Origin of the sequence: Streptomyces sp. NPDC047022 (genome assembly GCF_040644155.1) — a bacterium.
In the GTDB taxonomy this organism is placed as follows: domain Bacteria; phylum Actinomycetota; class Actinomycetes; order Streptomycetales; family Streptomycetaceae; genus Streptomyces.
In genome coordinates this window covers 13669-35981 of record NZ_JBEYVV010000020.1, presented here as the reverse complement: position 1 = coordinate 35981, position 22313 = coordinate 13669, and the positions used below count along the sequence as shown (strand labels likewise).

Genomic DNA, 22313 nt, shown 5'->3' with positions numbered 1-22313 from the left:
GCTCGTGGCCCGCCCCGCCTCGGCGTTCCCGGCGTCCCGCGGGTCAGGCGGGGCGGCTCGCCGTATGGACTCCCCGCTCCGCGACGCTGTGAGCGCAGGGCCGGGGAGCCGGCGCCGAGCGGCGCAGGAGGCGGGGCAGCGCGAGGTTCACGAACCCCTCCGCCTGCATCGCCGCGAAGCCGATGCGCGGCAGGTCGCGGGAGTGGGCGTACACGACGAAGCGCGGCTCCCAGCGAGGCTGGAACTTCGCGTTGAACTTGTACAGGGACTCGATCTGGAACCAGCGGGAGAGGAAGACCAGCAGCCCGCGCCAGGCCCGCAGCACCGGACCGGCGCCGATCTTCTCGCCGCGTGCCAGGGCGGAGCGGAACATCGCGAAGTTCAGCGAGACGTGTTCGATGCCGAGTTTCGGGGCGGCCTGGAGCGCGGCCACGATCAGCAGTTCGTTCATGCCCGGGTCCGCCGAGCGGTCGCGGCGCATCAGGTCGAGGGAAGCCCCGTCCTTGCCCCACGGCACGAAGTGCAGAACGGCCTTCAGATCCCCGTACGGGCCCGCCTCCCCGTCCGCGTTGTGGGCCGTGGCGATCAGGCAGTCACCGTCGGCCGTGTCGCCGATGCGCCCGAGGGCCATGGAGAAGCCGCGCTCGGTGTCGGTGCCGCGCCAGTCCTCCGCGGCGCGGCGTATGCGGTCGAGCTCGCCCTCGCCGAGGTCACGGATACGCCGTACCCGCGTTTCGTAGCCCGCCCGCTCGATGCGCTTCACCATCTGGCGCACGTTCCGCATCGCACGCCCAGAGAGGGAGAAATCCGCGACATCCACCACCGCCTCGTCGCCCAGTTCGAGGGCGTCCAGGCCGGTCTCCCGGGTCCACACCTCGCCGCCCGTCTCCGAGCAGCCCATGACCGCGGGGGTCCAGGAATGGGCCTTCGCCTCGTCCATGAAGCGCTCGATGGCGCCGGGCCACGCCTCCACGTCACCGATGGGGTCGCCGCTGGCCAGCATCACACCCGACACGACGCGATAGGTGACAGCCGCCTTGCCGCTGGGCGAGAAGACGACTGCCTTGTCGCGGCGCAGGGCGAAGTGGCCGAGGGAGTCGCGGGCACCGTGCTTCTGCAGCAGGGCGCGCAGCTGCGTCTCGTCCTCCTCGGTGAGGCGGGCGGCCGGGTGTTCGGGCCGGAAAGCGAGGTAGATCGTGGTGATCGCGGTCAGCAGTCCGAGCGCGCCGAGCGAGAAGCCCACCGTCCAGGAGGCGTTGCCGGTGTAGTCGACCGGGCCCTCGAACCCGAACAGGCCGTACAGGACGTGCTCGATACGGTCCGACAGGCTCGGGTCGCCGACCATGCGGTGCGGGTGCACGCTGACGATGACGAGGCCGAGGCCGAGGGAGCCGGCGCTCATCAGGATGAAGTTGGCGAGTGCCCGCCAGCGGCTGCGCGGGTCGGGCAGGGCCGCGAACTCATCGCGGTGGATCAGCAGCGGCACCAGCAGCGCGACGGAGATGAGGACGCCGATCGCCGAGTGGCGGTAGACGAACTCCGACACGGCGCCCGCCGGGAGGAGCAGCACGGCCGCGCGCCATGCCCGGCGCTTGCGCCGCCGCAGTCCGTGCGCGAGCAGCAGCAGCAGGATGCCGACGCTCAGCGACAGGGCCGCGGCGAACGGACCGAGCGAGCCCGGCAGGACCTCGACCATGCGGTGCATACGGCTGTGCCGGAAGCGCGGGAACACGCCCGCGGCGATGTCCAGGAGGCCCACGATCGTGCAGGCCCCGGCGATCAGCGCGGGGACGACCTCTGGGCGAGGGCCGCGGAGTATGCGGCGTACCGCAGATCGCTCCGGAACCTGACCTGACTTTTCCCCATCTATCCTGACAGACATCGCATCCCGTAGTTCTGCGAGAGACCTTGAGTCCGGCGCCATTCGGGCATCCGGCGACATTGCGCCCTCTAGGACGGTGTCTTGGGGAGAGAGGTTCACTCCCCATCACAAAGCCGGTTCAAAACCGAAGGAAAGTCCGGGGCAAGTCAGCGCGAAGGCGTGGGCCCGCCCGGGGCGGAAAGCGCAGTCAGGGAAGAGCTGATGGGTCTCACGAGCAACAAGGTGCTGGTGCTGGCGGTCACACTCGCCGTGCTTCTGTTCGTCGGTACGGTCTTGCTCTGGCCGCGGCTGGCGAGGCGCGGCTGGCGGGCCGTCAGCGGCCGGATCGGTCTGCTGTTCGCCACTCAGCTCACCGTCTTCGCTTCGGTCGCGCTGGCCTCCAACCAGGAGTTCGGGTTCTACGCCAGCTGGGCCGATCTGTTCGGCCAGGAGAAGGAGCAGGGCCTGGTCGTCGACCACGGGGCCGGGGGTGCGAGCGGCGATCCCCTCCAGGTGATCAGCGCGCAGCGGGTGTCCGTTCAGGGCGGCGCGCGCAAGGAGGTCGGCGGCCAGATCCAGAAGGTCGACATAGTGGGCCCTTCGACGCACATCGCCACGCACGCGTACGTGTACCTCCCGCCGGAGTACTTCCAGCCGCAGTACCGCACCCACACGTTCCCGGCGGCCGTCGTGCTCACCGGTTACCCGGGTACGGCGGAAGCGCTCATCACCGGGCTGCAGTACCCCCAGAGGGCGCACGATCTGGCCAAGAGCGGCAAGATGCAGCCGATGATCCTGGTGATGATGCGCCCGACCGTGGCCCCGCCGCGTGACACCGAGTGCGTGGACGTGCCGGGCGGGCCGCAGACCGAGTCGTTCTTCGCGAAGGACCTCCCCGGCACGATCACGTCGCACTACCGGGTGGGCAAGAGGCCCGGCAGCTGGGGTGTCATCGGCGACTCGACGGGCGGCTACTGCGCGCTGAAGCTGGCGATGCACCACCCGGACGTGTACGCGGCCGGGGCGGGCCTGTCCCCGTACTACAAGGCGCCGATCGACCCGACCACGGGCGATCTCTTCCGCAAGAACAAGGACCTGCAAAACCGCGCCGACCTCATGTGGTGCGTCAATCACCTGCCGGCGTCCGACACCTCGCTGCTCGTCAGCAGCAGCCGGGTCGGTGAGAACAACTACAAGGCGACGCAGAAGTTCATACAGCAGGTACAGACCAAGAAGCCGACCCGGATCTCGTCGATCATCCTCGACAGCGGCGGTCACAACTACAACACCTGGCGGCGGGAGATCCCGGCGGCACTCCAGTGGCTGAGCGAGCGGCTCAGCGATCGCTGAGCGGCGGCGAATGCGCGACGCGCCGCCGGAATTCAGGGCAATCGGATGAAGGCGCCCTGAAGGCGCCCTGAGGACGCTCCGACCGTTCTCCGGCGCCGCCGCGACCGTTCCCCGGCGGCGCTCCGGAGGCGCTGGTGGTGCGGGGGGTCGGCGCCCGCCTCCGGCCCGAGACGATCTTGCTCTCGGCGTCGGGGCTCCGTGAGCGGTCATGGCGCCTCGGCGTCCGAAGGGAATGCGCGCGGACGCGGACCGGGGTGCATTCGGGAGGCGAAAGTTCCCTTTCCCGGGCGCCGGGGCGCCGTGAAGGCCTCGGGTAGACGTCTTTTTACCGGGTGGGGCACCATCATTCGCCTACGCGCGGTAAGTTTCTGGCCATGCCACGTGGACGTCACCGCCATTCTCCGCCCTTGCACAGGCTGTTGCCTCCTTCGGTGATCGCCGGCGTCTCGGTCTTCTGCGCCGCGGGGCCCTGGCTGTTCACGGAGCCGATGGTGCTCCGTGGGCTGGCCGCGGCTGCCGCGGTGACGACGGCTGTAGGCGCGTTCGTCATGCGCAGCTGGGACGTGGCCGCGGGTAAACGCGTCGCCGACCTCATGCGCGCGCGGGCGAGCGACGAGTGGCAGCACGAGGAGCGGGTCGCCGAGCTGGAGACCGACCTGGAGGAGTCACGCGAGCTGCGCATCAAGCTGGAGCACAAGCTCCGGGCCAAGCGCACCGAGCTGGCCAACCTGCGCAACGAGCACGCGGCCCTGCTGCGGCGGTACGCCACGGCGGAGACGGAGCGCGCGAGCGCCCTGGAGGGACGGCGCCTGCTGGCGATCGACACGACGCCCTCCGCGCGGGCGCTGCCCGCGGCGGACGCGGACAGGGACGGCGGCACGGATCGTACGAAGGCATCCGCTCCGGAAGCGGCGGAGCCGGAGCCGGAGCCGGACCAGGAGACCAAGCCTGAGAAGGACACCGACGCCGGCTCAGGGGCCTCGCGTGCGTTCTCACCGGAGGGCTCCGCGCTCTTCCTGCGGGCCGGCTCGGCGCTGGTGCGTCTGATGGGGGACGCCGACGACGAGGCGCCGCAGGAGACGGAGGACACCACGACGGAGGGCGGCGCTCCGGAGAACGGCGCTTCGGAAGACAGCGCTCCGGAAGACAGCGCTCCGGAGGGCGGCGCTCCGGAGGGCGGCGCTTCGGAGGAGAACCCCCTCGCCTCGGACACGGAAGCCTCTGCCGAGGCGGGCGCGGCGACGGAGCGGGAAGCCGCTCCTCGGGGCGACGAGGAGGCCCGCACGGACTCCGCGGCCCCTTCCGCACACACCCCGCCCGGGAATGACGGCCCGGGCGACGGAGGCGGCGGACAGCCCGGTTCTGCCGAGGCGCCCGAGGCCGCTGAAGCCGCCGTGACCGCTGAGCAGACCGAGCCGGCCGAGCCGATCGCCTCCAAGCCCGCGCACTCCAGCGGGCACTTCACGGTGCCGACCGCTGTGGCGGTCGCACCGCAGACGCCGCCACGGCGGCGCCCCACCGTCGAGGGCGGTTTCGACTTCTTCGGCACGCAGAAGTCGCACGAGGCCATGGAGTCCGTGCAGAACGAGGACCTCGCCGACGTCGTCGGACAGGAGGCACTCGCGGTGCACAAGGCGGAGTCCGAGTCCGGCTTCAAGCCCCTGGCCCCGCAGGTGCAGGCCGTCGGCCAGGTCATCGACCTGACGGCCCACGACGAGACGGAACAGATCGACATCCAGGGCCTGCGCACCGCGGCGTCCTGAACCCGGTCCGGCAGGAAACGCGAGCGAGGGGCGGCGGCACACCATGTGCCGCCGCCCTTCCCTTTGCGCGAAATCCACGACGGACCCGCAGACCGGGACATACCGCCGCCCGTGGCGCGGTCCCCGCATTCATGCCGCAGGGCATGTACGACAGACTGTGTGCATGACTCCCAAGACGGAGACCATGGTCGGGATCGGCGGCGCCACGGAGAGCACCGACATGGTGCTCAACATCGGCCCCCAGCATCCGTCCACGCACGGCGTGCTGCGACTGCGGATCGTGCTGGACGGAGAGCGGATCGTGCACGCGGAGCCGGTGATCGGCTATATGCATCGCGGCGCGGAGAAACTGTTCGAGGCGCGCGACTACCGCCAGATCATCATGCTCGCCAACCGCCACGACTGGCTCTCCGCCTTCTCGAACGAACTGGGCGTGGTCCTCGCCGTGGAGCGGATGCTCGGCATGGAGGTCCCCGAGCGCGCCGTCTGGATGCGCACGCTCCTCGCGGAGCTGAACCGGGTGCTGAACCACCTGATGTTCCTCGGCTCGTACCCGCTGGAGCTGGGCGGCATCACCCCGGTCTTCTACGCCTTCCAGGAGCGCGAGGAGCTCCAGAACGTCATGGAGGAGATCTCCGGCGGGCGTATGCACTACATGTTCAACCGCGTGGGCGGCCTCAAGGAGGACCTGCCCGCGGGCTGGACGGCACGCGCGCGTACGGCCGTCTCCGATGTGCGCTCCCGCATGGACCGGTTCGACGACCTGGTGCTCGGCAACGAGATCTTCCGCGGGCGCACTCGAGGCGTGGGCACCCTGGCTCCGGAGACCGTCCACGCGTACGGGGTGAGCGGGCCGATCGCGCGGGCCTCGGGCGTGGACTTCGACCTGCGCCGCGACGAGCCGTACCTGGCCTACCCGGAGCTCCAGGACACGCTGAAGGTGGTCACCCGGCAGGAGGGCGACTGCCTGGCCCGCTTCGAGTGCCTCCTGGAGCAGACGCACGTAGCGCTCGATCTGGCCGACGCCTGCCTGGACCGGCTGGCCCAGCTGCCGCCCGGACCGGTCAACCAGCGCCTGCCCAAGGTGCTCAAGGCGCCCGAGGGCCACACCTACGCCTGGACCGAGAACCCGCTCGGCATCAACGGCTACTACCTCGTCAGCAAGGGCGACAAGACCCCGTACCGGCTCAAGCTGCGCTCCGCCTCGTACAACAACATCCAGGCGCTGACCGAACTGCTGCCGGGCACCCTGGTCGCCGACATGGTGGCGATCCTGGGGTCAATGTTCTTCGTGGTCGGGGACATCGACAAGTAGCCCTCCGAGAGCGGAGCCCGTAATTCCGACGGGCTGGAGCAGCCAGCCGAAGTCGCCGAGACCGCCGGGAGCGATGAGTTCGGCGGCGGACCCGGCCTGGGCGAGGGCGTGCACATAGGCCGCCGGGTGTGTGGACGCGAGCGCCAGCGGCGGACGCGCGCCGGTGATACCGAGCGCGCCGAGCGCCGAGCGCTGGGTCAGCAGCCGTGCACCGGGGAGCGCACACGCGTCCAGTGCCACATGCGCGGTGATGTCGCACGAGCCGTCCGGCACGGGAACGGTCTCCCTGCCCGCGCGGAACCCGGTGAGCGTCCCGAAGGGCGGCCTGGCGCCCTCGCGGTGGGCGTAGTCGACGGCGACGGCGAGCCCCCGGCTCACGGAGGCGACCGCGGAGGCCCAGGCGGTGTCCCTGGGCAGACCGATCTCGGCGCGGAACCCCTCGGCGGACAGCGGCCACCAGCGCTCCAGCCACTCCGCGTCGGCGCCGGTGACCGGCTCCCCGAGCCGCTCGGTGCCGTCCCGCCGTACGAGGACCAGCCGGGGCACTCCGTCCGGGCCGGCCTCGGTCACGTCGAGCGGTACGTTGTCCAGCCACTCGTTGGCGAACAGCAGCCCCTCGATCTCCCTCGGGGGTTCATGCAGCCATTCGATCCGGGAGCCGAGGCCGTCGGGGCGGTCGGCGATCTCGACGGCGTACGCGCGCGTACGCGGCGCGACATCCGGCGGCAGCGCGTCGAGGACGGCGGTGACCAGCTCGCCACGGCCGGCCGCCATGTCCACGAACGCCAGCTCGGAGGGCCGCCCGAGCGCCTCGTCCACCCGGCACAGCAGCCGAGCCACGGCAACCGCGAACAGCGGCGAGGCATGCACAGAAGTGCGAAAGTGCCCGGCGGGCCCCTCGGGCCGCCGGTAGAACCCGCCCACCCCGTACAACGCCTCGTCCCCGGCCACCCGCCACCCACGCCACACACCCTGATCAACCATGCCGCCAGGCTAAACACGGCCTCCACCTGAACCAGAGGCGCGTGCGTCAGGGACGCGGGGAACTGCGCGAATCCCCACGACGGACCCGCAGCCCAAGACGCACCGATCAGGGGCGCGGGGAACTGCGCGAAATCCCACAACGGACCGGCAGGCGAGGACGTACGGGTGCGTCCCGACCAGGGGCGCGGGGAACTGCGCGAATCCCACGACGAACCCGCAGGTCAGAGCGGCAGCGGCACCGCCCCGACCGGGGCGCAGCCCCACCACCCCGCCGCCCCGCCGCACAGGCGCCCCCACCCCAAAGCCCGCGCACGCGACAACGCACCGCAATGCGCCCCAACCGTCCGGTATCACGGGACATCCACCTTGCGGAGTACGCGTGTCCGCCCCGGATCGGCCCTCCGGTTGACCCATGTACACAGCGCACTTCCCTACTCTGGGTTACGTGCAGCGCCTCTATGACTTTCTCCGCAGACACCCCACGTGGGTCGACAGCTTCTGGGCCGTCGTCCTGTTCGGGCTCTCCTGCGTGAGTTTGACCAACCTCCAGGTCCAGGGGGCGACGTACCACCACGCATCGCTCACCGCGGGGGTCGCGATCTCCGCCGTCCTGTCCCTGGTCGTCGCGCTGCGCCGCCGTATGCCCGAGACGATGCTGGTCGTGGCCGGTGCGATGGGCCCCGTCCAGTTGATCCTCGACCAGCAGCCCATGCTCTCCGACTTCGCGATGCTGGTGATCATCTATACGGTCGCGGCGGACGGTGCCCGCTGGGCTTCCCGCGCCGCCCTGGCCGTCGGTCTGACCGCCGGAACCCTCTCGCAGCTGCGCTGGTCGGAGGGGCGCTCAGGAGTCCTCGCCAACGTGGCGCTGGCCATCTTCCAGACCGTGCCCTTCGCCCTCGCCTGGGTCCTCGGCGACTCGCTGCGCACCCGCCGCGCCTACCTCGCGCAGCTGGAGGAGCGAGCCGCCCGGCTGGAGAAGGAGCGCGAGGCGCAGTCCAAGGTCGCGGTGGCCGCCGAGCGCGCCCGGATCGCCCGTGAGCTGCACGACGTGGTCGCCCACAACGTGTCGGTGATGGTGGTGCAGGCGGACGGTGCCGCGTACGTCCTGGACACCGCTCCCGAGCAGGCGAAGAAGGCCCTGGAGACGATCTCCGGTACCGGCCGTCAGGCCCTCGCCGAGATGCGCCGCCTGCTCGGCGTGCTGCGCACCGGCGAGCACACGGAGGCCGGGGAGTACGTTCCGCAGCCCGACGTCGAACAGATCGACGAACTCGTCGAGCAGTGCCGCAGCGCGGGGCTGCCCGTCGACTTCAAGGTGGAGGGCACCCCGCGCCCGCTGCCGAGCGGCGTGGAGCTGACGGCGTACCGCATCGTCCAGGAGGCGCTCACGAACACCCGCAAGCACGGCGGGCCCAATGCGGGCGCGAGCGTGCGCCTGGTCTACTTCGACGACGGACTCGGGCTGCTGGTCGAGGACGACGGCAAGGGCGCCCCGCACGAGCTTTACGAGGAGGGCGGCGTCGACGGCCAGGGCCACGGACTGATCGGTATGCGCGAGCGCGTCGGTATGGTCGGCGGCACCCTGGACGCGGGACCCCGCCCAGGGGGAGGCTTCCGCATCAGCGCCCTGCTGCCGCTGAAACCGGCCCACTGACCCGCGCACCCCGGCGGCGCGTGCCACCACCCTGGCCCGCGCCGCGCCACCCAGCCCAACCAGCCCAGCCCCCATACCGAAGGCCGACCGGAGGACCCCCGCCATGCCGATCCGCGTGATGCTCGTCGACGATCAGGTGCTGCTGCGCACCGGGTTCAGGATGGTGCTCGACGCCCAGCCGGACATGGAGGTCGTGGCGGAGGCGGGAGACGGCGTCGAGGCCCTTCAGGTGCTGCGTGCCACCGAGGTCGACGTGGTCCTCATGGACGTCCGCATGCCCAAGCTGGACGGGGTGGAGACCACGCGCCGCATCTGCTCGGAGCCCAACCCCCCGAAGGTGCTGATCCTGACCACCTTCGACCTGGACGAGTACGCGTTCTCGGGTCTGAAGGCGGGCGCCTCCGGCTTCATGCTCAAGGATGTGCCGCCCGGTGAGCTGCTGACCGCCATCCGCTCCGTGCACAGCGGCGACGCCGTGGTCGCGCCGTCCACCACACGCCGCCTCCTCGACCGGTTCGCGCCGATGCTGCCGGGCGGCACCACGGAGCCCCGGCACAAGGAGCTGGAACGGCTCACCGACCGCGAGCGCGAGGTCATGGTGCTGGTCGCGCAAGGGCTGTCCAACGGGGAGATCGCGGCGCGGCTCGTGCTGTCCGAGGCCACCGTGAAGACCCATGTCGGCCGCATCCTGACGAAACTGGCGCTCAGGGACCGTGTCCAGGTGGTCGTCCTCGCCTACGAGACCGGTCTCGTACGGGCCGGCGGACACGGTTGAGTCACCGGGCGCCCCCGGCCTCCCCGCGCCCACTAGGGTCGGCGCATGCTCCTGTGGATCAACGGCCCCTTCGGGGGCGGCAAGACACAGACCGCACACGAGATCCAGCGACGTCTGCCCGGCAGCGTCATCTGCGACCCGGAACACGCCGGTTTCGGGCTGCGCCGGATGCTGCCGCCGGAACTGCGCGGCGACTTCCAGGACTTGGCGTCCTGGCGGCAGGGCGTGGTCGAGGTCCTCGACCTGGCACTGAGCAAGCGTGACGGCGTGGTCATCGTCCCCATGACCGTCACCGACAGGGACTGCTTCCGTGAGACCGTGGGCCGTCTGACCGAACTGGGCCACGACGTACGGCACTTCGCGCTCCTCGCCGAGCGCGAGACCGTACTGAGGCGGCTTCGGGAGCGTGGCTTCGGACACCTTCTCCAGTACGTCGCCGGAAAGGACGCCCCGCTGCGCAGGGAGAGCTGGGCCGTCCAGCAGCTCGACCGCTGCCTGGAGCGGCTGCGTGAGCCGGAGTTCGCCGAGCATCTGTGGACGGACCACTCCACGGTGCCCAAGACGGCCGACCGGATCGCCGTGCTCGCCGGGCTGACGCTCAGGCCCAACAACGACGGCGTCCTGCGGACCCGGCTTCGGCAGGCGAGGGTGGGGTTCCGGCACATGCGCCTCGACTGACCACCTCCCGGTGCCCCCTACCGGAGGATTCCCTCCAGGAAGTCGCTCCCGAGCCGGGCCACCACGGTCACGTCCAGCTGGTGCAGCACGTACCGGCCCCGGCGGCGGGTGGTGATCAGGTTCGCCTTCTTCAGGGCGCTCAGGTGCCGGGATATCTCCGGTGCCGTCATGCCGTGGGCCTGGGCCAGCTCGCCCGTGGTGAACGCCGTGCGGGCGAGGCTGCGGCAGATGCGCATGCGCACAGGATGCGAGAGGGCGGCCATCCGCAGCGTCAGCTGCTCCAGCGACGGCGGTGCCGCCATCTCCGGAGAGCCGACGGGGTAGTGCAGCACGGGCTGCCAGCCGTACCGGTGCAGCACCATCAGATGCGGCCATCCCAGGCTGGTCGGGACCAGCAGCAGACCGCCGCCCGCCGTGGCCGTACGGTCCTCGCCCAGCTTGTCCACGGTGATCCGGGACGCCGCCTCGTCGAGCTCCACCGCCGTCGACACCGACCTCAGCACCTCGGCCAGGCCCTTGCGCCGCAGGAGGTCCGTCTTGTGGCGGGCGTCCGCCGCGAGCTGATGGCGCAGCCGGGACCAGGTGTCCGCGAAGAACGCCGCGTCGCAGTCCTGGAGGAACTGCCGCAGCCAGGCCCGGGTGCGCGGCGGGTCGGCCAGCAGCCGCTCGCTGAACAGCAGGCTCCGCGGCCCCCTCGCAGCGGCCAGCTCCAGGGTGCGACGCCGGGTCTCGGGGTCGGTGAGCGCGGTGCGGCCCGGCTCGCTGTACGGCAGCGCGCAGGTGAACTCCAGTGCCGCGTCCACGAACTGCTCGTCGCTGAGCTTGTCCAGCAGGTCCAGTTCCTCGGCGAGGGTGGCGCCGGGGAGCGTGTTTCCGCCAGGTATGCCCGCGTACGGCAGGAAGACGTCGGAGAACGTCGTGCACCACAGGAAGTCGGCCTCGCACATCTGGTCGGCGAGGTGCGCGTCGAGTCCGCAGGACACGCTGGTGGCCCAGCCCTGCAGCCCGGGGTGGTGGCCGGGCTCGGAGAGCGCGTGCAGGGCCATCCCGAGCTCGGCCAGCGGGGAGGGCACGATGGCGACCTGCTCCTGCCGCAGCCCGGTGATGTCGATCCGCACGCTCATGACCTCATGGTGCACCGTGCCACTGACAACCGGGCCTCGCTCGACGCTTCGCTCGGGTGTGGGCTCCGCTCGGGTGTGGTTCGTCCACGAGCGCCGGTGCGTCGTGGGCTTTCGCGCCCGCGCGGCAGAGCCGCATGTCGACAGGGCCCCGCGCCTCTCGGGAGCGTGCTTCGCGCGCCCCTCTACCGGTCCGCCCGGCTCTCGGCGTCCGCGATGCGCTTCACGAACTCCGCCACCGCCGTCTTCACGTCGCACGCTGTCCAGGTCAGTCCCGCGGCCCGTACGGACACCTCGGTGAAGGCCAGGTCCGGGCCCCCGCGGTCCCAGGCGTCCGCGAACAGAAGGGTGCCGGTCTCCTCGGCCTGGCGGAGGGCGGCCTCCGCGAGGACGTCCTCGGCGTACGGAAGCCAGACCTGGAACTCGTGGGTGTGCGGCTGGGCGGGGTGCACGCGGGACCAGGGCACCCCGCTCTCGGCGAACGCCTCGCGCAGCGCGGCGGCGATCACGCGCGCGTGGTGCACGTACTCGGGCAGCCGGGGCAGTTCCCGCTCCAGACCTGCGAGGGCCGACAGCGCCGTCGGGAACTGCTGGAAGACATTGCCGCCGTAGCGGTGCCGCCAGGTCTTCGCCTCCTCCACGAGCGACCTGGGGCCGGCGATCGCCGCGCCGCCGTAACCGTCGAGGGACTTGTAGAACGACACGTAAACGCTGTCCGCGAGGCCCGCGATCTCGTCCAGCGGCCGGCCGAAGTGCACCGTGCTCTCCCACAGGCGCGCGCCGTCGAAGTGCACCACCGCGTCGCGTTCGCGGGCGGCCCGCACCACCTCGGTCAGCTCCTCGAAGGCGGGCAGGACGAAACCGGCGTCCCTGAGGGGAAGCTCCAGCATCAGCGCGCCGAAGGGCTCCTCGAAGTCGTGCACCTCGTCGGCGGTCGGCAGCCGGGACTCGCTCGTCAGGCGCACCGGACGCAACCCGCTGACCTCGGTGAACGCCTTCCGCTCATGCACTTCGGGGTGGGCGAGGGAGTGCAGGGCCACCGTCGCGTTCCCCGTGCGGCCGGCCCAGCACCGCAGCGCGATCTGCTGGGCCATCGTCCCCGTCGGGAAGAAGGCGGCGGCCTCCTTGCCGAGCAGCCCGGCGACCTTCTCCTCCAGCGCCTCGACGACCCCCGACCCGTAGAGGTCCCCGTCCTCGTCCAGGTCGTACAGGTCCCCCACGCCGTCCAGCAGTGCCAGCCGCTGCCGCAGGGTCCCCAGGAACCCCGGCCGTGCGAGGGCGCGCTCGGCGTCCCGGACGGCGGCGATCCGGCGCTCCCGCCGCAGGCGGCGCAGTTCTTGCGGCGTCGGGGGCTCCGCTTCCCTCCCGGCCGTGGGCTGCTCGCTCGGTTCGTTCGTCCCTGTCATGTTCCCCTCAGTCCTCGCCGCGCTCGTCCACACCCTCACCCCGGATGATGGCCCACGTCCGACCTGCCCGGCATCCGGGTTCTCGGCGCCTTCCCGCGCCTTCCCGCGCCTTCCCGACCGGGGATCCCCTGTCCGCCGGGGCCCCCGGGAAACCACAGCCTGTGGACGGCCCGCCGGCCCGGGAACCGATAGCGTTAACATGACGAGAAATCGTCCGGTACCCAGAGCGGACTGGAACGGGAAGGCCACCGTCGAGTGAGTACATTCCAACAGCCAGATCCCAAGGACCGCCCCGCGCGGCTCACCGTGGGCGTGGTGGGCGCCGGCCGGGTCGGCCCCGCGCTCGCCGCGTCGCTTCAGCTCGCCGGGCATCGCCCGGTGGCCGTCTCCGGAGTCTCCGACGCCTCACGGCGACGAGCGGCACTGATGCTTCCCGATGTGCCGGTCGTGGCGCCCGCCGAAGTCCTTCAGCGGGCGGAGCTGGTCCTGCTGACCGTGCCCGACGACGCACTGCCGGGCCTTGTGGAGGGCCTCGCCGAGACCGGGGCGGTAAGGCCGGGTCAGCTGCTCGTGCACACCTCCGGCCGCTACGGCGCGAAGGTGCTCGACCCCGCCCTGCGCGCCGGGGCGCTGCCGCTCGCCCTGCACCCCGCGATGACCTTCACCGGTACCCCCGTCGACGTCCAGCGGCTGGCCGGCTGCTCCTTCGGGGTCACCGCGCCCGAGGAGCTGCGGCTGGCCGCCGAGGCGCTCGTGATCGAGATGGGCGGCGAGCCCGAGTGGATCGCCGAACAGATGCGTCCGCTGTACCACGCGGCCCTCGCCCTCGGCGCCAACCACCTGGTCACGCTGGTCGCCCAGTCGATGGAGCTGCTGCGCTCGGCGGGTGTCGAGGCGCCCGACCGCATGCTCGGCCCGCTCCTCGGTGCGGCCCTGGACAACGCTCTGCGCTCCGGCGACGCCGCCCTGACCGGCCCCGTGGCGCGCGGCGACGCGGGCACGGTCGCCGCCCACGTCGCCGAGCTGCGCAAGCACTCCCCGGGGACCGTCGCGGGCTATCTGGCGATGGCCCGCGCGACCGCCGACCGGGCCCTGGCCCATGGACTGCTCAAGCCGGAGCTGGCTGAGGACCTCCTCGGGGTACTCGCCAACGGGAACGGCACCGAAGGGGACGCCCGATGACCATCACCCTGCTGCGTACCGCCGGTGAACTGCACGCGCGCGCGAGGAACGGCCGCCGTGCCGTCGTGATGACCATGGGCGCCCTGCACGAGGGCCACGCCACGCTGATCCGCTCCGCCCGCGAGATCGCGGGACGGGACGGCGAGGTGGTCGTGACCCTCTTCGTCAACCCGCTGCAGTTCGGCGAGGGCGAGGACCTCGACCGCTACCCCCGCACCCTGGACGCCGACCTCAAGATCGCCGAACAGGCCGGTGCGGACGCCGTGTTCGCCCCCTCCGTCGAGGAGGTCTACCCCGGCGGCCGGCCCCAGGTGAGGATCTCCGCCGGCCCCATGGGCGAGCGTCTCGAAGGGGCCTCCCGCCCCGGCCACTTCGACGGGATGCTCACCGTCGTCGCCAAGCTGCTCCATCTCACCCGCCCCGACACGGCGCTGTACGGACAGAAGGACGCCCAGCAGCTCGCCCTGATCCGGCGGATGGCGCGCGACCTGAACTTCGGTGTGGAGATCGTGGGCGTGCCCACCGTGCGCGAGCACGACGGCCTCGCCCTCTCCAGCCGCAACCGCTACCTGTCACCCGACGAGCGGCGCACCGCGCTCGCCCTCTCCCGCGCCCTGTTCGCGGGCCGCGACCGCCATGCCGCCCAGGAGGCGCTGCGCGCGCGAGCCCGGGAAGTGCCCTCCACGCACGCGCGCGCTGAGGCCCTGAGCGCGATAGGGGAGTCCCGCGCCGCGGCCGACGCGAACGCGGTCGCCAAGGCCGCGCCCGGCGGTCCCGCCGCCGTACGCGCCACGGCCCGGATGGTCCTCGACGAGGCCGCCCGGCTGGACCCGCCGCTGGCGGTGGACTACCTGGCCCTGGTCGATCCGTCGGACTTCACGGAGATCGCTGACGACTTCACGGGGGAGGCGGTCCTCGCCGTCGCCGCCCGGGTCGGGACGACCCGGCTGATCGACAACATCCCCCTCTCCTTCGGAGTGCCCGAGTCACTCGGAGCAGTCGCTTCCCCCGGAGCACCTGAGCCCTTCGAAGCAGTCCCCGAATCCGTCGACCCTCATACGCCCCCTGCATCCCACGCACCCCATGGAGCCGCCTCGTGACCGGCACAGGCATACGACTGCACGCACCCGAACCAGGCTGGGCCATCTCCGCGGACGTCGTGGTCGTCGGCTCGGGCGTGGCCGGTCTCACCGTGGCCCTGCGCTGTCAGGCGGCGGGCCTGAGGACGGTCGTCGTCACCAAGGCACGCCTGGACGACGGCTCCACCCGCTGGGCCCAGGGCGGCATCGCGGCGGCCCTCGGCGACGGCGACACCCCCGAACAGCACCTGGACGACACGCTGGTGGCGGGCGCGGGCCTGTGCGACGAGGAGGCCGTGCCCATCCTGGTCACCGAGGGCCCCGACGCCGTCCGCCGGCTCATCTCCACCGGCGCCCACTTCGACACCGACGACGAGGGCACCATCCAGCTCACCCGCGAGGGCGGCCACCACCGCCGCCGTATCGCGCACGCGGGCGGCGACGCGACCGGTGCGGAGATCTCCCGCGCGCTCGTGGAAGCCGTGCGCGCGCACGGACTGCGCACGATCGAGAACGCGCTGGTCCTGGATCTGCTGATGGACGCCCAGGGCCGTACCGCGGGCGTGACCCTGCACGTCATGGGGGAGGGTCAGCACGACGGGGTGGGCGCCGTGCACGCCCCCGCCGTGGTCCTCGCGACCGGCGGCATGGGCCAGGTCTTCTCCGCGACCACCAACCCGTCGGTCTCCACGGGCGACGGCGTGGCGCTCGCCCTGCGCGCGGGCGCCGAGGTCAGCGACCTCGAGTTCGTGCAGTTCCACCCGACCGTGCTGTTCCTGGGCACCGACGCGGAGGGCCAGCTGCCGCTCGTCTCGGAGGCGGTGCGCGGCGAGGGCGCCCACCTGGTGGACGCGGACGGGGTGCGCTTCATGGTCGGACAGCACGAGCTGGCCGAGCTGGCGCCCCGGGACATCGTCGCCAAGGGCATCATGCGGCGGATGCAGGAGCGGGGCGCCGAGAACATGTTCCTCGACGCCCGCCACTTCGGCGCCGACATGTGGGAGCAGCGCTTCCCGACGATCCTCGCGGCGTGCCGTGCCCATGGCATCGACCCGGTCACCGAGCCCATCCCGGTCTCCCCGGCCGCCCACTACGCCTCCGGTGGCGTGCGCACCGACCAGTACGGCAGGACGACCGTGCCGGGCCTGTACGCGTGCGGTGAGGTGGCCTGCACGGGCGTCCAGGGCGCGAACCGGCTCGCCTCCAACTCCCTTCTGGAGGGCCTGGTCTACGCCGAGCGCATCGGGGCGGACATCGCGCGGGGCCGGACGGAGGGCCGCCTCCAGGAGCGTGTTCCCGAGCCCGTCCCGTACCCGCAGCAGCCCGTGCACCCGCTGCTCGCCCCGGAGGACCGCTTCACCATCCAGCGGATCATGACGGAGGGCGCCGGAGTGCTCCGGTCCGAGCGGTCGCTCCAGGAGGCCGCGGACCGCCTGCACCGGCTGCACGGCGAGGCGCGTGACGCCCTCTTCGAGAACGGCAAGACGTCCGAGCCCGGCGTCGACACCTGGGAGAGCACCAACCTCCTGTGCGTGGCCCGTGTCCTGGTCGCCGCCGCGCTGCTGCGCGCGGAGACCCGCGGCTGCCACTGGCGCGAGGACCACGCCGAACGGGACGACACGAGCTGGCGCCGCCACATCGTCGTACGGCTGAATCCGGACCGGACGCTGGCCGTCCGCACCACCGGCACAGCAGACTTTCCCCCGACCCTCCCCGATGCCCCGGGCACCGCCCGGACCGGGGAGACCCCCACGACCCGGCCTCTCCAGGAGCAGTGACAGAAGTGAGCACCCACGACCTTCCCCTCGTCCCGGACGGCGGCTGCGGCGACGGCTGTGCCTGCGGCGCGGACGGCGACGAGGAGTACCTGGAGTGCGGGCTCGACCCCGCGCTCGCGCAGATCCTGGCCGACGCCGGACTCGACCCGCTGGAGGTCGAGGACATCGCCAATGTCGCCGTCCAGGAGGACCTGGACAACGGCGTGGACGTGACGACGGTCGCGACGATCCCCGAGGACGCGGTGGCGACGGGCGACTTCACCGCGCGCCAGGCGGGCGTGGCGGCCGGCCTCAGGGTCGCCGAGGCGGTCATCTCGGTCGTCTGCACGGACGAGTTCGAGGTCGAGCGCCATGTGGACGACGGTGACCGGGTGGAGGCGGGCCAGAAGCTGCTGACCGTCACCACGCGTACCCGGGACCTGCTCACGGCCGAGCGCAGCGCGCTGAACATCCTGTGCCGCCTGTCGGGCATCGCGACCGCCACGCGCGCGTGGGCGGACGCCCTGGAGGGCACCGGGACGAAGGTGCGCGACACCCGCAAGACGACCCCCGGACTGCGGTCCCTGGAGAAGTTCGCGGTCCGCTGCGGCGGCGGCGTCAACCACCGTATGTCCCTGTCGGACGCGGCGCTGGTCAAGGACAACCACGTCGTGGCGGCCGGCGGGGTGAAGCAGGCGTTCGCCGCGGTCCGTGAGATGTTCCCGGAGGTGCCGGTCGAGGTCGAGGTCGACACGCTGCACCAGCTGCGCGAGGTCGTGGACGCGGGCGCGGACCTGATCCTTCTGGACAACTTCACGCCGGGCGAGTGCGAGGAGGCGGTGGCCATCGTCGCCGGCCGTGCGCTCCTGGAGGCGTCGGGCGGCCTGACCCTGGAGGGCGCCAAGTCGTACGCGGACACGGGCGTCGACTTCCTGGCGGTCGGGGCGCTGACGCACTCCTCGCCGATCCTGGACGTCGGTCTGGACCTGCGAGCGGCGGAGTAGGTAGGGCCATGCTGCTGACCATCGACGTAGGCAACACGCATACGGTGCTGGGCCTGTTCGACGGTGAGGACATCGTCGAACACTGGCGGATCTCCACGGACGCGCGCCGCACGGCGGACGAACTGGCGGTGCTCCTGCAGGGCCTGATGGGCATGCACCCCCTCCTAGGCGAGGAACTGGGCGACGGCATCGACGGCATCGCGATCTGTTCGACCGTTCCGTCCGTGCTGCACGAGCTGCGCGAGGTCACCCGCCGCTACTACGGCGACGTGCCCGCGGTCCTGGTCGAACCGGGCATCAAGACGGGCGTCCCGATCCTGATGGACAACCCGAAGGAGGTCGGCGCCGACCGGATCATCAACGCCGTCGCGGCGGTCGAGCTCTACGGCGGCCCCGCGATCGTCGTGGACTTCGGCACGGCGACCACGTTCGACGCGGTCTCCAGGCGCGGCGAGTACGCGGGCGGTGTCATCGCTCCCGGCATCGAGATCTCCGTGGAGGCGCTCGGCGTCCGGGGAGCCCAGCTCCGCAAGATCGAACTGGCCCGGCCCCGCTCGGTGATCGGCAAGAACACCGTCGAGGCGATGCAGGCGGGCATCGTGTACGGCTTCGCCGGGCAGGTCGACGGAGTGGTCGGCCGCATGGCCCGCGAACTGGCGGACGACCCGGACGAGGTCACGGTGATCGCGACGGGCGGCCTGGCCCCCATGGTGCTGGGCGAGTCCACGGTGATCGACGAGCACGAGCCCTGGCTGACCCTGATCGGTCTGCGCCTGGTCTACGAGCGGAACGTGTCGCGCCTCTGACCGGGCCGGCAGCGGCCCGCCGTCACGGGCGGGCCTGCCGTCGGCCCGGTCCGCAGGTGCGTCCCGGTCCGCTCTCGCCCTTGCGTGGTCCCGCGCGGGGGCGAAAGGCCGGCGTAACCGCCAGCTGAGGGAAACCCGGGGGCGACACGGCGCCCCCTGTGCCGGTTTTGTCCGATTAGCGCGTAGCGTCACCTCATGCCCACGCCATACGGATCTCGCGGCGGCCTGGCGTTCGGCGCGGAGGAGCTGTGCGTGCTCCGCCGTGCCCTCGCCCTCGCCCTCCAGCCCCGCACCGCTTCCTCCGAGGACGTCCAGGACTGCCTCCGCCTCGCAGAGTCCGTCGACGAGGCGGTGCGCGAGGGCGCCCGCCTGCGGGCCTTCCTGCTGGCCGACCTCGCGCGCTACCGAGCCGCCCTCCCCGGCTCCCTCACCGGCTACCTGGCCCTCCTGGAGGACGCCCTGCACGCCGGGTACCGCCCGGTCCTGGACGACCTCGCGGCCCTGCGCGCCCTGCGCGGCAACCCGGCCGCCGCCACCCTCCTCGACCGCTGTGAGGCGCTCGCCGAACGGGAGGCGCGCCCCTGCCCCGCCCCGCGTGGGGCGGTCATCCCCGCCTCCCGGGTCCGGCTCACGGCTCTCCCTGGCGGCCTTGCGGCCGTGGAGGAGGCGGAGGGGAAGCCGGCCCACAAACCCGCCGAGAAGCCCGCCCCGAAGCCGGAGAAGCCCGCCCCGGCCACCGAGCCGGGAGCCCCGCGGCCCTCGCGCCCCATCCCAACCCCCGGCGAGGTCTTCCCGCCGAAGCGCAAGCCCGGCCCCCCGCACGCACAACGGCAGCTCGCCGTCGGTTAGTGCCGCTCAGGCCTGATCCGGTTCAAGCCCACCCGACCGGGATGCATCGGACAGGCCATGGCTACCCTGAACGCATGGACTACGTCTCCGCGCTCGTTCCCCCGGTCGTCATGGCCGTGTTCTTCATCGGGCTCATCCGGGTGATCGTGAAGACCCAGGGCGGCGCCAACAAGGCCAAGGAGGACGCGGCTGTCGACGCGGCCCTCGCGCACACCGAGAGCGGCCACGGGGCCGCCCGTGACATCAAGGCCTGACCGGGGCACCGAGGTCTGACCGAGGCCCGGCGGGGCCTTCGCGCCTCGTGTGGCACTCGCGCCTCGTGCGCGCCTCGGTGCCGACGGGCGCCCCCAGGCGTATGACTCGCACCCTTTTCCGAGTCGTACGCCCTTTTTGTCGCCGTTCACCGCCTGTGTGCACGTCCAGCGCGTTATGAATGGCATCTCACACTATGATGCGGTACGTGCCTCGCCCCCTGGGAGAACTCGAAGACGCGGTCATGACGCGGGTGTGGAAGTGGAACCGCCCGGTGACCGTTCGAGAAGTCCTGGAAGACCTTCAACAGGAGCGGTCCATCGCGTACACCACGGTGATGACCGTTCTGGACAATCTCCATCAGAAGGGCTGGGTCCGCCGGGAGGCGGAAGGGCGGGCCTATCGATATGAGGCTGTCTCCACGCGTGCCGCCTACGCCGCTGCCCTGATGAACGACGCCTGGTCGCAGAGCGACAACGCCGCCGCCGCACTGGTCGCCTTCTTCGGCATGATGAGCGAGGAACAGCGGCAGGCGCTCAGTGACGCCATGCGCATCGTGCAGGGCCCCGAGAGTGCACGGGAGCCCGCGAGTACGGAAACCCCCGACGGCTCAGGCGCGGAATCCCCCGAATCCGCCGCCCCCGATCGTTCCGTCGAGAACCCCGCCCGGACGCCCGGTGCGAAGAACCCCCCGTCCGCCGAGGACGACAACGGACGATAACGTCCGCGCATGCCAGCACAGAGCCCCGAAGGCACCGCAAAAGCCATCACCGTGCGACGGGCCAGGACGAGCGATGTCCCGGCGGTGCGCCGTCTCCTTGACGACTACGTCCGGCGCGGCATCCTGCTCGACAAAGCGACGGTGACGCTTTACGAGGACATCCAGGAGTTCTGGGTGGCGGAACGCGACGACAGCGGTGGGGTCGTCGGATGCGGTGCCCTGCACGTCATGTGGGAGGACCTGGCGGAAGTCCGCACCCTCGCGGTGGCGGGCGAGGCCAGAGGGCTCGGCGTAGGGCATCAGCTGCTCGAGAAGTTGTTGGGCACCGCCCGGTGGCTCGGTGTACGCCGCGTATTCTGTCTGACCTTCGAAGTGGACTTCTTCGGGAAGCACGGGTTCGTGGAGATCGGCGAGACACCCGTGGACACCGATGTCTACGCGGAGCTGATGCGTTCCTATGACGAGGGCGTGGCGGAGTTCCTGGGTCTCGAACGGGTGAAACCGAACACCTTGGGCAACAGCCGGATGCTTCTGCATCTGTGATCGGCCGCCGATCGCCGGTCGCTATTCAGCCGTGCTTCAGTCTGACGTCCTTGCCCAGGTTCCCTATGTCCGAAACGCGCATCTTTCCGGTCTCCGGGTCGGTCGTGGGTCTCTCCCCGAGGGTTTGTGTTTTTCCCGCAAAAGCGGTTTGCTTTCCGACGTACTGCAGTACTGCATATAACAGGGGGCGTGAAACGCGCGGCACGAGCCGCAGACCCTCGGCCCTGAAGATATCGATGAAAGGAAATCCGGTGGCACAGAAGGTTCAGGTCCTTCTTGTTGACGACCTCGACGGTGGCGAGGCTGACGAGACCGTCACGTTCGCGCTGGACGGCAAGGCGTACGAGATCGATCTCACCACCACGAACGCGGACACGCTCCGCGGCCTTCTCGAGCCGTATGTGAAGGGCGGTCGTCGCACCGGCGGTCGTGCGTCGGGCGGGCGGGGCAAGGCTCGCGCCGCGGCCTCCGGTGGCAGCCAGGACACCGCGCAGATCCGCGCGTGGGCGAAGGAGAACGGTTACGAGGTCAACGACCGCGGCCGTGTTCCCGCGACCATTCGCGAGGCCTACGAGAAGGCGAACGGCTGAGCGCGCGAGCGCCACAGCCGGACCCGGTGGCACTGTGTCGCCACCGTGTCGACCAGCCGTACCAGATCGGGGGCGCCCCCACCGCCCCGCACGGCCGACAGCGTCGGCAGCAGCAGCTCGACCTCGCACCCCGGTTCAGGGGGCCGCAGCCATACGGCGGCCCCCTGTGAATCGACCCGGCCCAGGGGGAGTGGCCGGCGGCCCGGGGTGCCGGGATGACCTGACGGAAGAGCCAGGGGGGAAACGGGGGACTCTCCCGGTGGCGGCGGAGCCTGGATGTGCCCGCCCGCTCCCGTCGCCGTGAGGTCCAGGGCCAGCGAGCCCCACTCCAGCCAGTCGAGCAGCCCCGGCAGCTCCTCCGCGCTGCCATGGGCCACCAGCAGCAGCATCCTCGCCCCGCACAGCGCCACAGGCGCCTGAGGCGGGAAGGCGGGACCCAGATGCCGCAGAGCGGCGAATCCGGCCTCAGCGGGGATCTGGAGGGCGTCGAAGCGGACTCCGGTGGCCAGCCTGACGGGTTCCCCGGGCAGGGTCGCCCAGCCCAGCTCCTCCTCGTACCAGTCGCGTGTCGTGCTGCTCGAGTCGAGCGGTCTTCGGGGCGGTGGCACCGTGTGGACCAT

Annotated in this window: 21 protein-coding genes; 16 read left to right on the top strand and 5 right to left on the bottom strand. The window is 71.5% G+C overall.

Annotation, left to right across the window (positions count from 1 at the left end; translation table 11 throughout):
- Positions 1-43: 43 nt before the first annotated feature.
- A complete protein-coding gene (locus ABZ845_RS20890) occupies positions 44-1882 on the bottom strand; it encodes a phosphatidylglycerol lysyltransferase domain-containing protein (protein WP_360981773.1) in 1839 nt (612 codons plus the stop codon).
- Positions 1883-2083: 201 nt separating this feature from the next.
- Here ABZ845_RS20890 and ABZ845_RS20885 point away from each other — a divergent pair, with 201 nt between their 5' ends.
- The 3 genes from ABZ845_RS20885 to ABZ845_RS20875 all read left to right on the top strand — a co-directional run bounded on the left by ABZ845_RS20885 (position 2084) and on the right by ABZ845_RS20875 (position 6289).
- Positions 2084-3211 (top strand): alpha/beta hydrolase-fold protein, encoded by a 1128-nt coding sequence (locus ABZ845_RS20885; protein ID WP_360981771.1) that lies wholly within the window; start codon positions 2084-2086, stop codon positions 3209-3211.
- A 374-nt stretch (positions 3212-3585) separates the two neighbouring features.
- Positions 3586-4974: a hypothetical protein gene (locus ABZ845_RS20880; protein ID WP_360981769.1), complete on the top strand. Its 1389-nt coding sequence runs from the start codon at positions 3586-3588 to the stop codon at positions 4972-4974.
- 163 nt (positions 4975-5137) lie between these two features.
- Positions 5138-6289 carry an NADH-quinone oxidoreductase subunit D gene (locus tag ABZ845_RS20875; protein ID WP_360981767.1) on the top strand — a complete coding sequence of 384 codons (1152 nt, stop codon included), beginning with the start codon at positions 5138-5140 and terminating at the stop codon, positions 6287-6289.
- Here ABZ845_RS20875 and ABZ845_RS20870 read toward each other — a convergent pair.
- Complete coding sequence (locus tag ABZ845_RS20870) at positions 6254-7273, bottom strand: SAM-dependent methyltransferase (protein ID WP_360981765.1); 1020 nt, start codon at positions 7271-7273, stop codon at positions 6254-6256. The genes ABZ845_RS20875 and ABZ845_RS20870 overlap by 36 nt on opposite strands.
- A gap of 445 nt (positions 7274-7718) precedes the next feature.
- Here ABZ845_RS20870 and ABZ845_RS20865 point away from each other — a divergent pair, with 445 nt between their 5' ends.
- From ABZ845_RS20865 to ABZ845_RS20855, 3 genes are all read left to right on the top strand, one after another.
- Positions 7719-8930 carry a sensor histidine kinase gene (locus ABZ845_RS20865; RefSeq protein ID WP_360981763.1) on the top strand — a complete coding sequence of 404 codons (1212 nt, stop codon included), beginning with the start codon at positions 7719-7721 and terminating at the stop codon, positions 8928-8930.
- Positions 8931-9033: 103 nt separating this feature from the next.
- Positions 9034-9705 (top strand): response regulator transcription factor, encoded by a 672-nt coding sequence (locus ABZ845_RS20860; RefSeq protein ID WP_360981761.1) that lies wholly within the window; start codon positions 9034-9036, stop codon positions 9703-9705.
- Positions 9706-9750: 45 nt separating this feature from the next.
- Positions 9751-10383, top strand: coding sequence for an AAA family ATPase (locus tag ABZ845_RS20855; protein ID WP_360981759.1), 633 nt, complete (start codon positions 9751-9753; stop codon positions 10381-10383).
- Positions 10384-10400: 17 nt separating this feature from the next.
- Here the strand turns inward: ABZ845_RS20855 and ABZ845_RS20850 are convergent, their stop codons facing one another.
- Together ABZ845_RS20850 and ABZ845_RS20845 are read right to left on the bottom strand one after the other, a co-directional pair.
- Positions 10401-11507, bottom strand: a complete 1107-nt coding sequence (locus ABZ845_RS20850; RefSeq protein WP_360981757.1) for a DUF5937 family protein — start codon at positions 11505-11507, stop codon at positions 10401-10403.
- Positions 11508-11689: 182 nt separating this feature from the next.
- Entirely contained in the window at positions 11690-12910 is a 1221-nt protein-coding gene (locus tag ABZ845_RS20845; protein WP_360981755.1) for a beta-eliminating lyase-related protein, read from the bottom strand.
- Positions 12911-13165: 255 nt separating this feature from the next.
- Here ABZ845_RS20845 and ABZ845_RS20840 point away from each other — a divergent pair, with 255 nt between their 5' ends.
- The 10 genes from ABZ845_RS20840 (at position 13166) to ABZ845_RS20795 (ending at position 21693) form a co-directional block, all read left to right on the top strand.
- Positions 13166-14092 carry a DUF2520 domain-containing protein gene (locus tag ABZ845_RS20840; protein WP_360981753.1) on the top strand — a complete coding sequence of 309 codons (927 nt, stop codon included), beginning with the start codon at positions 13166-13168 and terminating at the stop codon, positions 14090-14092.
- The gene (gene panC / locus ABZ845_RS20835; RefSeq protein ID WP_360981751.1) at positions 14089-15192 is read left to right on the top strand and encodes a pantoate--beta-alanine ligase; all 1104 of its coding nucleotides are present in this window, start codon (positions 14089-14091) and stop codon (positions 15190-15192) included. The genes ABZ845_RS20840 and panC overlap by 4 nt, the downstream gene beginning before the upstream one ends.
- Positions 15189-16949 (top strand): L-aspartate oxidase, encoded by a 1761-nt coding sequence (locus ABZ845_RS20830; RefSeq protein ID WP_360981749.1) that lies wholly within the window; start codon positions 15189-15191, stop codon positions 16947-16949. Before panC ends, ABZ845_RS20830 begins: the two co-directional genes overlap by 4 nt.
- Positions 16950-16954: 5 nt before the next feature.
- On the top strand, positions 16955-17932 hold the full coding sequence (gene nadC / locus ABZ845_RS20825; RefSeq protein WP_360981747.1) for a carboxylating nicotinate-nucleotide diphosphorylase: 978 nt from the start codon (positions 16955-16957) through the stop codon (positions 17930-17932).
- Positions 17933-17940: 8 nt separating this feature from the next.
- Positions 17941-18738, top strand: a complete 798-nt coding sequence (locus ABZ845_RS20820) for a type III pantothenate kinase (RefSeq protein ID WP_360981745.1) — start codon at positions 17941-17943, stop codon at positions 18736-18738.
- A 195-nt stretch (positions 18739-18933) separates the two neighbouring features.
- On the top strand, positions 18934-19587 hold the full coding sequence (locus ABZ845_RS20815; RefSeq protein WP_360981743.1) for a hypothetical protein: 654 nt from the start codon (positions 18934-18936) through the stop codon (positions 19585-19587).
- A 74-nt stretch (positions 19588-19661) separates the two neighbouring features.
- Positions 19662-19841, top strand: a complete 180-nt coding sequence (locus ABZ845_RS20810; protein WP_360981741.1) for a hypothetical protein — start codon at positions 19662-19664, stop codon at positions 19839-19841.
- A gap of 206 nt (positions 19842-20047) precedes the next feature.
- Positions 20048-20560 carry a BlaI/MecI/CopY family transcriptional regulator gene (locus ABZ845_RS20805; RefSeq protein WP_360981739.1) on the top strand — a complete coding sequence of 171 codons (513 nt, stop codon included), beginning with the start codon at positions 20048-20050 and terminating at the stop codon, positions 20558-20560.
- A gap of 9 nt (positions 20561-20569) precedes the next feature.
- Entirely contained in the window at positions 20570-21103 is a 534-nt protein-coding gene (locus tag ABZ845_RS20800; protein ID WP_360981737.1) for an amino-acid N-acetyltransferase, read from the top strand.
- A 251-nt stretch (positions 21104-21354) separates the two neighbouring features.
- On the top strand, positions 21355-21693 hold the full coding sequence (locus ABZ845_RS20795) for an Lsr2 family protein (RefSeq protein ID WP_360981735.1): 339 nt from the start codon (positions 21355-21357) through the stop codon (positions 21691-21693).
- Here ABZ845_RS20795 and ABZ845_RS20790 read toward each other — a convergent pair.
- The gene (locus ABZ845_RS20790; protein WP_360981733.1) at positions 21672-22313 is read right to left on the bottom strand and encodes an SCO3374 family protein; all 642 of its coding nucleotides are present in this window, start codon (positions 22311-22313) and stop codon (positions 21672-21674) included. The genes ABZ845_RS20795 and ABZ845_RS20790 overlap by 22 nt on opposite strands.